At 55.0% G+C, this 14,340-nt stretch carries 7 protein-coding genes and 2 rRNA genes; 5 read left to right on the forward strand and 4 right to left on the reverse strand.

Going from position 1 to position 14,340, the window contains the following annotated elements; translation table 11 throughout:
• Nucleotides 1-461: 461 nt before the first annotated feature.
• Nucleotides 462-4,634 carry a hypothetical protein gene (locus ACKXF9_RS01470; protein ID WP_418265078.1) on the forward strand — a complete coding sequence of 1,391 codons (4,173 nt, stop codon included), beginning with the start codon at nt 462-464 and terminating at the stop codon, nt 4,632-4,634.
• A 610-nt stretch (nt 4,635-5,244) separates the two neighbouring features.
• Here ACKXF9_RS01470 and rpsI read toward each other — a convergent pair.
• Nucleotides 5,245-5,643 (reverse strand): 30S ribosomal protein S9, encoded by a 399-nt coding sequence (gene rpsI / locus ACKXF9_RS01475; protein WP_249237512.1) that lies wholly within the window; start codon nt 5,641-5,643, stop codon nt 5,245-5,247.
• 17 nt (nt 5,644-5,660) lie between these two features.
• A complete protein-coding gene (gene rplM / locus ACKXF9_RS01480; protein WP_005938158.1) occupies nt 5,661-6,089 on the reverse strand; it encodes a 50S ribosomal protein L13 in 429 nt (142 codons plus the stop codon).
• 311 nt (nt 6,090-6,400) lie between these two features.
• On the opposite strand from rplM, the gene ACKXF9_RS01485 reads away from it, so the two are divergent.
• From ACKXF9_RS01485 to lepA, 4 genes are read left to right on the forward strand one after another with little or no spacing between them, the layout of a single operon-like run.
• Nucleotides 6,401-6,970: a hypothetical protein gene (locus ACKXF9_RS01485; protein ID WP_348584818.1), complete on the forward strand. Its 570-nt coding sequence runs from the start codon at nt 6,401-6,403 to the stop codon at nt 6,968-6,970.
• Nucleotides 6,967-7,746, forward strand: a complete 780-nt coding sequence (locus ACKXF9_RS01490; protein WP_418265079.1) for a tRNA 2-thiocytidine biosynthesis TtcA family protein — start codon at nt 6,967-6,969, stop codon at nt 7,744-7,746. The genes ACKXF9_RS01485 and ACKXF9_RS01490 overlap by 4 nt, the downstream gene beginning before the upstream one ends.
• Nucleotides 7,747-7,749: 3 nt before the next feature.
• Entirely contained in the window at nt 7,750-8,952 is a 1,203-nt protein-coding gene (gene alr / locus ACKXF9_RS01495) for an alanine racemase (protein WP_418265080.1), read from the forward strand.
• Between the two features lie 53 nt (nt 8,953-9,005).
• Complete coding sequence (gene lepA / locus ACKXF9_RS01500) at nt 9,006-10,817, forward strand: translation elongation factor 4 (RefSeq protein WP_418265081.1); 1,812 nt, start codon at nt 9,006-9,008, stop codon at nt 10,815-10,817.
• Between the two features lie 194 nt (nt 10,818-11,011).
• Here lepA and rrf read toward each other — a convergent pair.
• Both rrf and ACKXF9_RS01510 read right to left on the reverse strand, forming a co-directional pair.
• Nucleotides 11,012-11,128 (reverse strand): 5S ribosomal RNA (gene rrf, locus ACKXF9_RS01505).
• Between the two features lie 128 nt (nt 11,129-11,256).
• Nucleotides 11,257-14,091 (reverse strand): 23S ribosomal RNA (locus ACKXF9_RS01510).
• Nucleotides 14,092-14,340: the final 249 nt, after the last annotated feature.

Genomic DNA, 14,340 nt, shown 5'->3' on the forward strand with positions numbered 1-14,340 from the left:
TAAATTGGAAGTATTACTTTTTTAGTCATCTTTTACAGCAGTCCCGGGAGGTGCGCAGCGGCCCTTCCCGGGGCTTTTTTGCTGTCCGTTTGAGCGATTCACGCAGGTTCGAGGGCGATTCACGCAGGTTTTGATGATTTTCGCGCCCAAATCATGTATAATCCAGACAGGAACGAAAGGGAGGAATTTCTATGGTAATTCCATGCATCCGCAACACAAACGTCACATAAGCGCACACGTCTGCAACAAATCGCATCAAACGTGCAACAAGCCCTTGGAATTAGTACCAAATCTGCGAGGTTCTGATTTATACAGAACGCAGAATTTCAACGTTACGGGATCGTTTTTCTTGACGAAAATTTCCGAAAATGCTATAACGTAAGTAGTTGGGGGAAACAGTTTCCGCTGTCCGATTTATCGGACTATTATACACATGGCGACAGGAAAGGAGACCTGGGATCATGACGAATAAAAAGTTTAAAGTTGCTGCAATGTCTATGGCACTGACCGCATGTGTTGCGGCCCAGCCCCTGATCGCGAATGCGGCAGATGATGTGAACGCCGTCTCGAATGGCACACCCGACAGCGCGCCCCAATCGGAAGGGGGAAGCACGGCTTCTGCGCCCGTTGCTGTTGCCAGCGCGTCGTCCGATCCGGTGACCAATGAGCAGGACAAGGGCGCTGTGGATGTGATCGGCGACCCGGATATCAGCGTGGATTATAACCACGACCAAGACAAGGTCACCAAGGACGATTCTTCTACCACCACCGAAAGCACCGGCCCTGTGAACCGCAATGTGCCCATAGAGAGCGAGCCCGGCGCACAGCAGCCCTCCGGCGACGGCCAGCAGGGCGGCAATCACGAGACCGACCTGAACAATGAGCAGGAAGGCTCCAAGGACGGCGGCAGCGAGACAGAGAAAACGCCCATTGGCGAAGCTGAAAAGACCGAGACGGAGACCAAGGACACGAAGCTTGTGCTGGGCGAACCGACCACCACGACTACCACCACCACCAACCCGGACGGTTCTACCACGACCACGACTACCACCACCACCGATGCCGCGCTTGAAACCACCACCAAGGTCGAGGGTGAGGCCAGCGCCAAGACGGAGGAAGACTCTTCTGAGGACGTGAAGAAGGAAAGCCTGAAGGAGGAACTGGACGGCAAAGACCTGAGCTGGGATACCGAACCCAAAACCAAGTTCGGTGATTACACTGTGACTGATGCCGTGGAGGAAGAAGACGGCAGCAAGACCTTCACCCTGACCAAAGAAGACAAAATTGAAACCGGCGAGATGACCGGGCTTGACATTTCCAAGCTGATCGAAGCCGGTTACACGGATAACGGCGACGGCACCTACACCCTGACCAAAGAGTACACCGACTCTCAGGGCCAGAAGCATACCACCACCGTCAAGGTGGATTCCAGCAAGGCCACCAAGACCACCAGCACCACCCTGACCGTCACGATGGCAAGCCAGGAGCACGAGAAAACCGAGGAGCTCGGCACCAAGGAAGATACGAATTACCCCTATCCTTCCACCGATATCACTGTGAAGGACGACAAGGGCAAGGAGCACACCTTTAATGTGACGTATATTCTGGGTAAGGCCCATGAAAACAAGGATGGCACCTTCACCTATGAGGACAAGGAAAACAACCTGACCTATACCATCACAAAGAACGAGACCGACACGAATCTAGACAGCCTTACTGACACCGAGCTCCGCGACCTGCTGAACAAGAATACCACCGGCAGCAAATACTCTGTGGACGCCGAGGGTAAGCTGTGCTATACCACCGATCAGGGCGAAGTGTGCCGCGTGACCAACGAGCAGAACACTCTGCTGCGCAGCATGCTCAAATTGGGTATCACCATCACCGACCACCACGGCAAGGAGTCCGACACCCAGAAGGTGGAAAACAGCAATAAGACCCCGGAGCAGGCCAAGGCCGATGCCGAAAAGGCGGCACAGGACGAGGCCCTGAAGGATGCACTGGCACAAGCCATCAACAAAGAGACTGGCAAGAGCCTGACGAAGGCTGACATCACCCTGCCCGAAGTGCGAGACGGCAAGTTTGAGTGGACAGATACCGCCACCCGCAAAACGTACACCTTCATCTATACGGAAACGGGCACCGTCAGCAGCAGCCCTGAAAAGATCAGCGACCCCACCACTGTTAAGCCGGACGCTTCTTCTGCCGAGAAGAACACTGAGACCGGCTCCGCCGAAGTGACTGGCTCCACCGTGATCTGGACCAAGAAAGACCAGACCTTCATTCAGAACGATGAAAAGACGGATTCCACCTTTGGAAAGGACTTCGACTTCCGGAGTGTTCCGGGCGGTTTTGAGCTTGACGGTGAGGCTGAACTTAACGAAGATGGCACGTTGAAGAGCTTCAAAACCAAGGACGGAAAGACCTATGAGTTTAGGTATGAAAAGGGTTCTGCTCCTGAAGATTTGAAGGACATCTCCAACCCCAACTTTACCAAGGTTACGTGGACGATGACCGAAAAGAAGGTAGATTCCATTACCTCTCCGGACACCAGTGAGCCCACTCATATCGAGATCGAGCGGAACTTCCAGAAAACCGAAGAAAATGGCACCTTCACCTTTACCGAAACCAAGAAAGGCGGCAAAACCTATAGCGGCCTGAAAAAGGTTGCTGGCGATGAGAACGTCTACAGCAACGATGATGGTACTGTCACGATCAGAGTCACCACCTCGGAGCTCGGCGTTGACGAGATCAGGGCAGCTCTGGAAGACAAGGGCTATACGGAGGTCAACTTCAATTCGGACGGCACCGTCAGCTATAAAATTGGTGATGTGACCTACAAAGTCACCTATAACACCACCGTTGAGTCCATCACCGTCACGACAAAAGAAGTTGTCAAGGAATCCAGTTCCACAATTTCCGTTTCTGACACCAATCAGAAGGAAGCTGAGGCAGCACTGAAAGCAAAAATCGCAGAGCTTCAGGCCGGTCTCAAAGAGGGTGAGTACATCGAAGTGAACGGCCACCACGTCGATCAGCACACTGAAGTTGAAACGATCATCACCTACTTCAAGACTGCCATCAACTACAAAAACATGAGCGATGATGAGATCGTTGCCATGCTCAAAAAGCAGAAAGCTGATGCTGTTGCAGAGGGAGAGAGCAAATACTATACCGGTAAAGGCGTTAAGCATAACTGGGACGGCAGCCATTCTACCAAGGGTTCTAATCCGAACTATATCGGTCACCTTGACCTTGCTACCGATTCCGACCTGCTTCTGGAAGATGGCACCACCGCCGATGCGATCCTGCTGAACACGGGCGACAAGAAGTTCAAGTTCGAGTGGAACGAGAGCGCTGAGGATCTTGTCAATAAGGATATAAAGGACAAGCGGGCAAAGTTCCAAGACTCCATTTCTTACGATGATGGCAAGCAGAACGGCGGCGATGGTTCCAAGGGCCATTACGAGTATGAGCGCCAAGATACAGGCTCTTGGATCGCTCCTGATTCTAACAATTACCCTCATGAAAGTGCCTACTACCGCCTGACCGGCACCATCGCCTACAATTCTCTGGAAGACGGCAAAGAATACGACACATGGAACGATGCAAACAAGGCTCTGGCTGATTGGGTAAAAGATCACCCGAACGATAAAGACTATAAGCCGAACATTGTGGCACTGAGCAAAAAAGACAAGTGGGACCGAGAGATTATAGTTTATAAAGCCTACACCTACGAGTCCTCTCTGACTGCGTATGGTTATATGTCGAAAGACAGCAACACCTGCGTCAACTCCGGGTATGGCGATACCGGATATGGGCGTGCGTGGGCTGGCGGCTTTGACCTGCGCATCAGCGGCCTGACACAGGTCACCAAGACCGAATCGTCCGCACACGGCAAGAACTACTACGACTACTATGCCGATATCACCAAGTATAAGACCGTGGAACAGACCTCTGACCCTCTGGCAAACAGTCTGTTGAACGTGATCCCCGGCACCAAGACCGTACCCACTGAGACCACATATACCGATACCGGCAGCGGCCTGTTTGGCTCGTATGATCAGAACCACAGCGAAACCCACAACTACAAAAAGCCTTTCACGGGTGCAGGCACTGCCGAATACACCACCTACCGGACTTGGGAGGACACCAACGCCGAGTGGGATGGCAAGTTTGAAAAGCTTACCGGCGCTTTCGGGTTCAACTACACCTCCACTTCGGATGCCGAAGTGACCGAAGCCTCCAAGAAGTCCTGTGTGAAAACCGACTCCTCGGTGAAGTACCACTACTCCTACGTGGAGCGTCAGGAGCTTGATCCCATTACGGACGTCAAAACCGTAACGACCCCTGCCGACGGCGGCGGTGACGACGGCGGCGACGAGATCATTGATGAAAAGGATTCCGACTCGCCCGTACTGCCCGGCACTCCTGAGCTGCCGCCTGTGCAGGACGCAAAGCCGGACGCCCCTGTTCTGCCTGCTGACCCCGCTCTGCCCGCTGTGCAGGACGCACATGCCCTGCCGCAGACCGGCGTGAACTGGCTGGCCGCCATCGGTCTGGCCCTCAGCGGCATGACCCTGATGATCACTGGCGCGTTCGCCAGCCTGACCGGCAAAAACGCAAAGCACTGAGCCGCGCTTCCCCCCTTTCACAAACCTGTGTCTCCCTGCTTTGCACCGCCGGACAGACTGAGCCGGAACGCTCTGGCTGATATGTCCCAATCTCCTATTCCGCATACAGCCTTCCGGCTGTAAACCCTCACAAACAAAGCGCCCCCGCTCCAAAACCGGAGTGGGGGCGCTTTGTTTATTGCTGGAAAATTTATTGGGAACACGCAGATGATTTGCGTACCGTTATCGACTGTGTTATACTTATTTCGCTGCCCTCTCCATTCTGGCAACAGGAAGGAGGTGTGTCATGTGGGCGACATCTTTATCAACCTTTTTGTGGCTGTCGGAGCAAATGTGATTGCCTATTACATTTGCAAGTGGCTTGACAGCCGCGGCAAAGGACAGTAAGCACAGAAGAACCCCCTCGGAGTTGCAGCTCCGAGGGGGTTCGCTTTTGTGTGCCTGTGGTAATCTTCATCAACCTTGTGATTGCCTACTTCTATTATACGCGACTCCGTGCAAAAGTCAAGTCTCCGGCAAAAAGTTCATTTTTACGTCAAAATATATTTTGCCAGATATAACAAAAACGGCCCTGCCGAAGCAGAGCCGTAAAAATGCATCTGAAATATAATCAGCGCTTGCTGAACTGGGGTGCACGACGTGCAGCCTTCAGACCGTACTTCTTACGTTCCTTCATACGAGGATCGCGGGTCAGGAAGCCAGCCTTCTTCAGGACAGGACGGTTCTCCTCGTTCTGCTGCAGCAGAGCGCGGCTCAGGCCGTGGCGGATAGCGCCAGCCTGACCGGAAACACCGCCGCCGGAAACGCGGACGACGACGTCGTACTTGCCCTCCAGGCCCAGCAGGACCAGCGGAGAACGGACGATCAGCTTCAGGGTCTCCAGACCAAAGTAGTTGTCGATATCACGATCGTTGATGGTGATCTTGCCAGTGCCGGTGTAAACGCGAACGCGGGCAACGGAATCCTTACGACGACCAGTGCCGTAGAAATAAGGTTTGGTTTCGTACATGTTCGATTGCCTCCTTCTTAGAACTCGATCTTCTCGGGCTTCTGAGCTGCGTGAGCGTGCTCGGCACCCTGGTAGCAGTGCAGGCGGGTCAGAGCCTTAGCACCGATGGTGTTGGAAGGGATCATGCCCTTGACAGCGTAGGTCATGGCCAGATCGCTGTGCTCAGCCATCAGCTTGCTGTACTGGACCTTCTTCAGGCCGCCGATGTACTTGCTGTGGGTGATGTGGAACTTCTGCTCGGCCTTCTTGCCGGTCAGAACAGCCTGATCGCAGTTGATGACAACAACGAAATCGCCGCAGTCCACGTTGGGGGTGTAATCGACCTTCTGCTTGCCGCGCAGCAGAACAGCGGCCTCAGCAGCGACGTGGCCCAGGCTCTTGCCGGCAGCGTCGAGCAGGTACCACTTGCGCTCGACTTCAGCGGGCTTTACGAGAGTAGTGCTCATATCTATTTCCTCCTGATAAGCTTTTTGTAACGTTTCAGGCGCCTTTGTGGGGCGCGAGTGTCAGTATACATCATAAAAAGGCACCTGTCAACAGCATTTTTTGATTTTTTCGCTGTAATTTTTTCAATCTCTCGAATGCTCTCGTTTTCTCTCGAATCCTCTCGTTTTCTAAAAACGCATTTTCTGTAAAATTTTCTGCCCGCCGCCGCACATTTTCTGCCTCTGCCCGCTACAATTTTGCCCCTTGGTGTGGTATACTATAAAGGATATGGCAGCTTTTGCTGTGCACACGGATAAGGAGAGCTTTCTACATGTCAAACGAGATCGACCGCAATGCTTCTGCCCAGCGCCGCACCTCCAAACTGCTGGCCGCCATGGGCATCTTTGTTGCCCTTGGCATCGTCGCTTACATTATATTAACACTGCTGGTCAACCGCAGTGTGCCCGCAAACCCGGACACCCACTATACCGGCTCCAACGGCGTTTCCGTTTACTACGACAGTTCCATCTGGAAGGTGTGCCAGATGACCGAGGACAGCACCCTTGGCACCGTGCTGGAACTTGCCACGGCAGACAGCGCCGACGGCGAGGACTACCAGGCCGTGCTGCTGCAGCGCGGCACCGCCGACAGCTATGCGGACTTTATCGATGCGTCCGAGAAAGACCTCAAGCAGGCCTATGGCGTTATCAAGCCCCGCAAGGTGAACCTGACCGTGGACGGTGCCGAGGTGGAGGCCGTGCGCTGCGACATTCAGGCGTATTATGCGGTTCTGGCCACCATTACCTACCCCAGCGGTGACGTGGTGTATGTTTCCGGCCTGACCAAACTGGCCTCCATCAACGACATTGTGAATCTTGTGGAAAGTGTGACCCTGTCATGAGCAGTTCCCGTGCGATGCAGCGTCTGTGCGGCCTGATGCGCAAGGCTGTGCAGGACTATGAAATGATCACCCCCGGCGACAAGGTGATGGTGGGCGTTTCCGGCGGCAAGGACAGCGTAGCGCTGACCATTGGCCTTGCGGAGCTGCGCAAGTACATCGGCTTTGATTTTACGGTGCAGGCCGTCACGCTGGACCCGCAGTTCGGCGGCAAGCCCATGGATTACACCGTATTGCAGGAGCTGTTTGCCCGGTACGACATCCCCTATGAGATCCGCCGCACCGAGATCGGCCCCGTGGTGTTCGACTACCGCAAGGAGAAGAACCCCTGCGCCCTGTGCGCCAAACTGCGGCGCGGCGCGCTGCACACGGCAGCGCAGGAACTGGGCTGCAACAAGGTGGCGCTGGGCCACCATCTGGACGATGCCGTGGAGACCTTTTACATGAATCTCTGGCGGGAGGGCCGCATCGGCTGTTTCTCGCCGGTCACTTATCTTTCGCGCCGGGACCTGACCCTCATCCGGCCCATGCTGCTGGCCACCGAGCAGGAGGTCATTTCCGCAGTGCACGCCGAGGGGCTGCCCATCGTCAAGAGCGTCTGCCCTGCCGACGGCGTGACCGTGCGCGAACAGACCAAGGAGTTCGTCAAGGAGCGCTGCCGCACCGACCACGCCTTCCGGCAAAAGACCCTGCACGCCCTGCAGGAGAGCGGCATCGACGGCTGGCGTCCCGTCCACACCGGACGCGGCAGCTTTGCAATTACAAACGAGGAAGAATGAATCATGCAGACTCAACCTTTTGAAAAACACGTCTGGGCCGAGATCGACCTGGACGCCCTGCGTCATAACTTCCGGGCCGTCAAGGCCCGGGCCGGTGCCCTGCCGCTGTGTGCGGTGGTCAAGGCCGACAGCTACGGCCACGGTGCCGTGCAGTGTGCCCGCATCTTTGCCGAGGAGGGCGCGGTCTGTCTGGCCGTCAGCTGCCTGACCGAGGCTGTGCAGCTGCGTCAGGACGGGCAGACTCTGCCCATCCTCATTTTGGGCCATGTGCAGCCGGAGTACGCCCAGACCCTCATCCACGAGGATATCACCGTAGCGTGCTACTCCACCGAGCAGGCGCAAAACCTTTCCGCTGCTGCGGTAAAGGCAGGCGGCAGGGTAAAGATCCACCTCAAGACCGATACCGGCATGGGCCGTATCGGCTTTGCCCTGCGCACCGATTTTGACGCCGCCATCTGCGAAATGCTGGCGGTCTGTGCGCTACCGGGGCTGGAAATGACCGGCATGTTCCAGCACTTCTCGGTGGCCGACGACACCGCCGAAGAAAACATTGCCTATACCGCGGAGCAGCACGCGCTGTTCGTCAGAGCGTTCCATGCGCTCAAGGCGGCAGGCCATGAGCCGCAGACCGTTCATTGCGACAACTCTGCGGGCGTGATGCTGCACCCGGACTGGCCCGAGGGATTGGCCCGGGAGCGCTGCATGGCACGGCCCGGCATCATCCTCTACGGCTACGACCCCAGCGACGAGGTGCGCTTTGGGCAGTTCCGGCCGGTGATGACCCTCAAGACCGTGGTGAGCATGGTCAAGGAAATGCAGCCCGGCCAGAGCGCCAGCTATGGCCGCCGCTTCACCGCCGAAAAGCCCACGCTGGTGGCCACCCTGTGCACCGGCTACGCTGACGGTTATCCCCGCCAGCTGAGCTGCGGCAAGGGCATCGTGGAGATCCACGGCAAGGCCTGCCCGGTGCTGGGCCGCGTGTGCATGGACCAGATGATGGTGGATGTGACCGGCATCCCGGACATTCGCGAGGGCGATGAGGCCATCCTGTGGGGCGGCAGCGTCAGTGATACGGCTGAAACCATCGCCCGCAAGACCGACACCATTTCCTACGAGGTGCTGTGCGGCGTGTCCCGCCGCGTACCCCGCGTTTACCTTGAGCACGGAAAGATCGTGGATGTCGAGGACTGGATCCTGAAAGCATGACCGGCACCACAGGCCGCTCTATCATAGCTTCTCAACTTTTTCGGAGGAACTGAATGGCAAGAGATAATATCCGCAACTTCTGCATCATCGCACACATCGACCACGGTAAATCCACCCTGTCGGACCGTATTCTGGAGCTGACCAAGAGCGTGGACGAGCGCACCATGGAAGACCAGATTCTGGACAACATGGACATCGAGCGCGAGCGCGGCATCACCATCAAGGCCCGTGCCGTCACCATGAACTATACCGCCAAGGACGGCAAGACCTACGAGTTCAACCTCATCGATACCCCGGGCCACGTGGACTTTGCCTACGAGGTCAGCCGCAGTCTGGCCGCCTGTGAGGGTGCCATCCTTGTGGTGGACGCCACGCAGGGCGTGGAAGCTCAGACGCTGGCCAACACCTACATGGCGCTGGAGCATGATCTGGAGCTGGTGCCCATCCTGAACAAGATCGATCTGCCCAGCGCCCACCCGGACGAGGTGGCACAGGAGGTGGAGGACGTGATCGGCCTGCCCTGTCTGGACGCGCCCCGCGTTTCTGCCAAGACCGGTCTGAATGTGGATCAGGTGCTGGAGCGTGTCGTTACCGACATTCCCGCCCCCACCGGCGACCCGGATGCTCCGCTGAAGGCCCTGATCTTTGACAGCATCTACGACAGCTACAAGGGCGTCATCGTCTATATCCGCGTGTTTGAAGGCACGGTCAAGCCCGGCGACACCATCCGCATGATGGCCACCGGTGCCGAGTTCACGCTGGTGGAAGTAGGCCACATGGGCGCCACCAACCTGACCCCCTGCACACAGCTGCAGGCCGGCGAGGTGGGCTATCTGACCGCCAGCATCAAGACCGTGCAGGACACCCGCGTGGGTGACACCGTCACGCTGGCCGACCGCCCCACTCCGGAGGCGCTGCCCGGCTACCGTCAGGTCAAGCCCATGGTGTTCTGCGGCATCTACCCCGCCGACGGCGCCAAGTATCCCGACCTGAAGGACGCGCTGGAAAAGCTGCAGCTGAATGACGCCTCCCTCACCTTTGAGCTGGAGACCAGTGCCGCGCTGGGCTTTGGCTTCCGCTGCGGTTTCCTTGGCCTGCTGCATATGGAGATCATCACCGAGCGTCTGGAACGGGAGTTTGATCTGGACATCATCACCACCACCCCCAGCGTGCGCTACCGCCTGACCCTGACCGACGGCACCGTGGAGATGATCGACAATCCTTCCAGCTATCCGGACCCCTCCAACATCGTCAAGCAGGAAGAGCCTTTCGTGGACGTGCATCTGTACACCCCCAACGATTATGTGGGCGGCCTGATGGATCTGTGCCAGAACAAGCGCGGCGTGCTGATCGACATGAAGTATCTGGACGATGTGCGGGTGGACCTGCACTATGCTCTGCCGCTGGGCGAGATCGTGTACGACTTCTTCGATGCCATCAAGAGCCGCAGCCGGGGCTACGCCAGCTACGACTATGAGTTCAAGGAGTACCGTGAGAGCGATCTGGTCAAGCTGGACTTCCTGCTCAATGGCGAACCTGTGGACGCGCTGTCCATGATCGTGTTCCGCGATAACGCCTACGCCAAGGGCCGCCGCATCTGCGAGAAGCTGCGGGACAACGTCCCCCGCAACCTGTTTGAGATCCCGGTGCAGGCCGCCATCGGCGGCAAGATCATTGCCCGCGAGACGGTCAAGGCCATGCGCAAGGACGTGCTGGCCAAGTGCTACGGCGGCGATATCTCCCGCAAAAAGAAGCTGCTGGAAAAGCAGAAGGAAGGCAAAAAGAAGATGCGTCAGCTGGGCAGCGTTTCCCTGCCCAGTGAGGCCTTCACCGCTGTGCTCAAGCTGGACAGCGACGACGATTGATCCTATAAAAGCAAAGGCCCGCGTTCCGGTCATGCAACTGCGCATACCGGGACGCGGGCTTGTTTCATTTGTTTTTACTGCAGTGCAAAGGTTTCCTCTGCAGCTCTCATTTTCTATCGTTTACGACATTTTTCAAACCAGCCGTTCAGACAACAAAAAACGCCTCAGAATTTCTTCTGAAGCGTTTTTATTTAAGTCGGCGACTACCTATTTTCACGCGCCGTTTCCAGCGAACTATCTTCGGCACAAGTGAGCTTAACTTCTGTGTTCGGAATGGGAACAGGTGGAACCTCACCGTCATCGACACCGACCGATCTGACTGGCCTAGTATAACATACATGCTGTACTTTGTCCAGTGTTTCTTAGAAGGACGCGCCTTCAAAACTGAATAATCACTGCTAGCATTTTTTCGTTGACTCTTGAGAGTCTCAAGCGAATTGTGGTCAAGCCCTCGACCTATTAGTACACGCTTGCTGAATGGATCGCTCCACTTACACATCGTGCCTATCAACCTTGTAGTCTTCAAGGGGTCTTACTTGTTTGAAACAATGGGATATCTTATCTTTGGGTCGGCTTCACGCTTAGATGCTTTCAGCGTTTATCCGATCCGTACATAGTTGCCCAGCTATGCTCTTGGCAGAACAACTGGTGCGCCAGAGGTACGTCCGCTCCGGTCCTCTCGTACTAGGAACAGCTCCCATCAAATATCCTGCGCCCACGACAGATAGGGACCGAACTGTCTCACGACGTTCTGAACCCAGCTCGCGTACCGCTTTAATTGGCGAACAGCCAAACCCTTGGGACCGAATACAGCCCCAGGATGCGATGAGCCGACATCGAGGTGCCAAACCTCCCCGTCGATGTGGACTCTTGGGGGAGATCAGCCTGTTATCCCCAGGGTAACTTTTATCCGTTGAGCGATGGCATTTCCACTCACATACCACCGGATCACTAACTCCAACTTTCGTTACTGCTCGACCCGTCAGTCTCGCAGTTAGGCTCGCTTCTGCGTTTGCACTCTTTTGCTTGATTTCCGTTCAAGCTGAGCGAACCTTTGAACGCCTCCGTTACTCTTTAGGAGGCGACCGCCCCAGTCAAACTGCCCACCTAACAATGTCCCCCGCCTTGATTCAAAGGCGCAGGTTAGAATTCCAATATCGCAAGGATGGTATCCCAACGGCCACTCCACAAGCGCCAAAGCACCTGCTTCCCAGTGTCCCATCTATCCTGTGCATGCAACATCGAAACCCAATATTAGGCTACAGTAAAGCTCCATGGGGTCTTTCCGTCTTGTCGCGGGTAACCGGCATCTTCACCGGTACTACAATTTCGCCGGGCGGGCTGTTGAGACAGTGCCCAAATCATTACGCCTTTCATGCGGGTCAGAACTTACCTGACAAGGAATTTCGCTACCTTAGGACCGTTATAGTTACGGCCGCCGTTCACTGGGGCTTCGATTCAATGCTTGCACATCTCCTCTTAACCTTCCAGCACCGGGCAGGCGTCAGCTCGTATACGTCATCTTTCGATTTAGCACAAACCTGTGTTTTTGGTAAACAGTTGCTTGGGCCGATTCTCTGCGGCTGCATTGCTGCAGCACCCCTTCTCCCGAAGTTACGGGGTCAATTTGCCGAGTTCCTTAACAACCCTTCTCCCGTTGGCCTTAGAATCTTCTTCCTACCTACCTGTGTCGGTTTGCGGTACGGGCACCGCAGAAATCCACACAGCTTTTCTCGCCATCTTCCATCTCAGACTTCGGTACTAACTTCCCTCGATCGCTACCGGAACCAACACCCGGCTCCGAGACTTCATATGTGTCCCTGTGTTTAACTCTTTTGGTGGTGACGGAATCTCTACCGTCTATGCATCGGCTACGCCGTTAGGCCTCACCTTAGCTCCCGACTGACCTGGAGCGGACGAACCTTCCTCCAGAAACCTGAGGCTTTCGGCCATGCAGATTCTCACTGCATTCGCGCTACTCATTCCGGCATTCTCACTTCTATACACTCCACAGCCGCTTGCGCTACTGTTTCACCGCGTATACAACGCTCCCCTACCCAATACATTGCTGTATTGCCTAAGCTTCGGTGTCAGGTTTAGCCCCGTTAAATTCTCCGCGCAAAGACGCTCGACCAGTGAGCTATTACGCACTCTTTGAATGAGTGGCTGCTTCTGAGCCAACATCCTGGTTGTCTGCGTATCTTCACATCGTTTTCCACTTAACCTGACTTTGGGACCTTAGCTGTAGATCTGGGCTGTTTCCCTTTTGACAATGACATTTATCTGACACTGTCTGACTCCCAAGCATCAATACTCTGGCATTCTGAGTTTGATAAGCTTCGCTAACCTCTCGGCCGCTAGGCTATTCAGTGCTTTACCTCCAGGTATCTAACTTGAGGCTAGTCCTAAAACTATTTCGGGGAGAACCAGCTATCTCCGGGTTCGATTGGAATTTCTCCGCTACCCACAGTTCATCCGCCGCCTTTTCAACGGAGGTCGGTTCGGTCCTCCATGGAATTTTACTTCCACTTCAACCTGACCATGGGTAGGTCACCCGGTTTCGGGCCCATTATATGCAACTTAACGCCCTTTTCAAACTCGCTTTCGCTTCGGCTCCAGACCTTAAGTCCTTAACCTTGCTGCATACAATCGCTCGCCGGACCGTTCTACAAAAAGTACCCTATCACACATTGACGTGCTCTAGGTGCTTGTAGGCACAGGGTTTCAGGTTCTTTTTCACTCCCCTCCCGGGGTGCTTTTCACCTTTCCTTCACAGTACTATACGCTATCGGTCACTGGGTAGTATTTAGGGTTGGAGGGTGGTCCCCCCGTATTCCGACCAGGTTTCACGTGTCTGGCCGTACTCTGGATCCTGCGCAGCTCTCTCCGTTTTCACCTACGTGGTTCTCACACTCTCTGACCGGCCTTCCCATGCCGTTCGGTTAACAGATTAAGTCCTAAAAGCAGTCCGTACCCCGAAAGTATTTCTACTCTCGGTTTGCCCTCTTCCGCGTTCGCTCGCCACTACTTACGGAATCTCGTTTGATGTCTCTTCCTCGCCCTACTTAGATGTTTCAGTTCAGGCGGTTCCCTCGATATACCTATTTTGAAGTTCAGTATAACGTACCTGAGTATGAACCCAGGTGAGTTTCCTCATTCAGAGATCTCCGGATCAATGCTTATTTGCAGCTCCCCGAAGCTTATCGCAGCTTATCACGTCTTTCATCGGCTCCCAGTGCCAAGGCATTCGCCCTGCGCCCTTGTTCGCTTGACCTTTCAAACGTTCTCTTGGAACATTTGGTATCCTCTTGATTCTCTCTTGCCAACGAAGATTATTGTTACCCTTCCTTTTGAAATTGTAATATTTCTTAAAAAAGAACTTACTATAATCTTTGTTTCGCAGTTATTATTCAGTTTTCAAGGTACGTCTTTGAAGGTTCTTCCAAGCTTTCGCTCTTCAGGGCCCTCAAAATCGAACAATATCTACTCTGCCTGTTTGTTACCTGTCCAAGGACTGTCCATC

Source organism: Faecalibacterium sp. 9, from assembly GCF_048320955.1.
GTDB classification, from domain to species: Bacteria; Bacillota; Clostridia; order Oscillospirales; family Ruminococcaceae; genus Faecalibacterium; species Faecalibacterium wellingii.

Coding starts and splice junctions, on each gene's coding strand:
- ACKXF9_RS01470 (WP_418265078.1), top strand. CDS start 462: ATGACGAATAAAAAGTTTAAAGTTGCTGCAATGTCTATGGCACTGACC.
- rpsI (WP_249237512.1), bottom strand. CDS start 5,643: ATGTACGAAACCAAACCTTATTTCTACGGCACTGGTCGTCGTAAGGAT.
- rplM (WP_005938158.1), bottom strand. CDS start 6,089: ATGAGCACTACTCTCGTAAAGCCCGCTGAAGTCGAGCGCAAGTGGTAC.
- ACKXF9_RS01485 (WP_348584818.1), top strand. CDS start 6,401: ATGTCAAACGAGATCGACCGCAATGCTTCTGCCCAGCGCCGCACCTCC.
- ACKXF9_RS01490 (WP_418265079.1), top strand. CDS start 6,967: ATGAGCAGTTCCCGTGCGATGCAGCGTCTGTGCGGCCTGATGCGCAAG.
- alr (WP_418265080.1), top strand. CDS start 7,750: ATGCAGACTCAACCTTTTGAAAAACACGTCTGGGCCGAGATCGACCTG.
- lepA (WP_418265081.1), top strand. CDS start 9,006: ATGGCAAGAGATAATATCCGCAACTTCTGCATCATCGCACACATCGAC.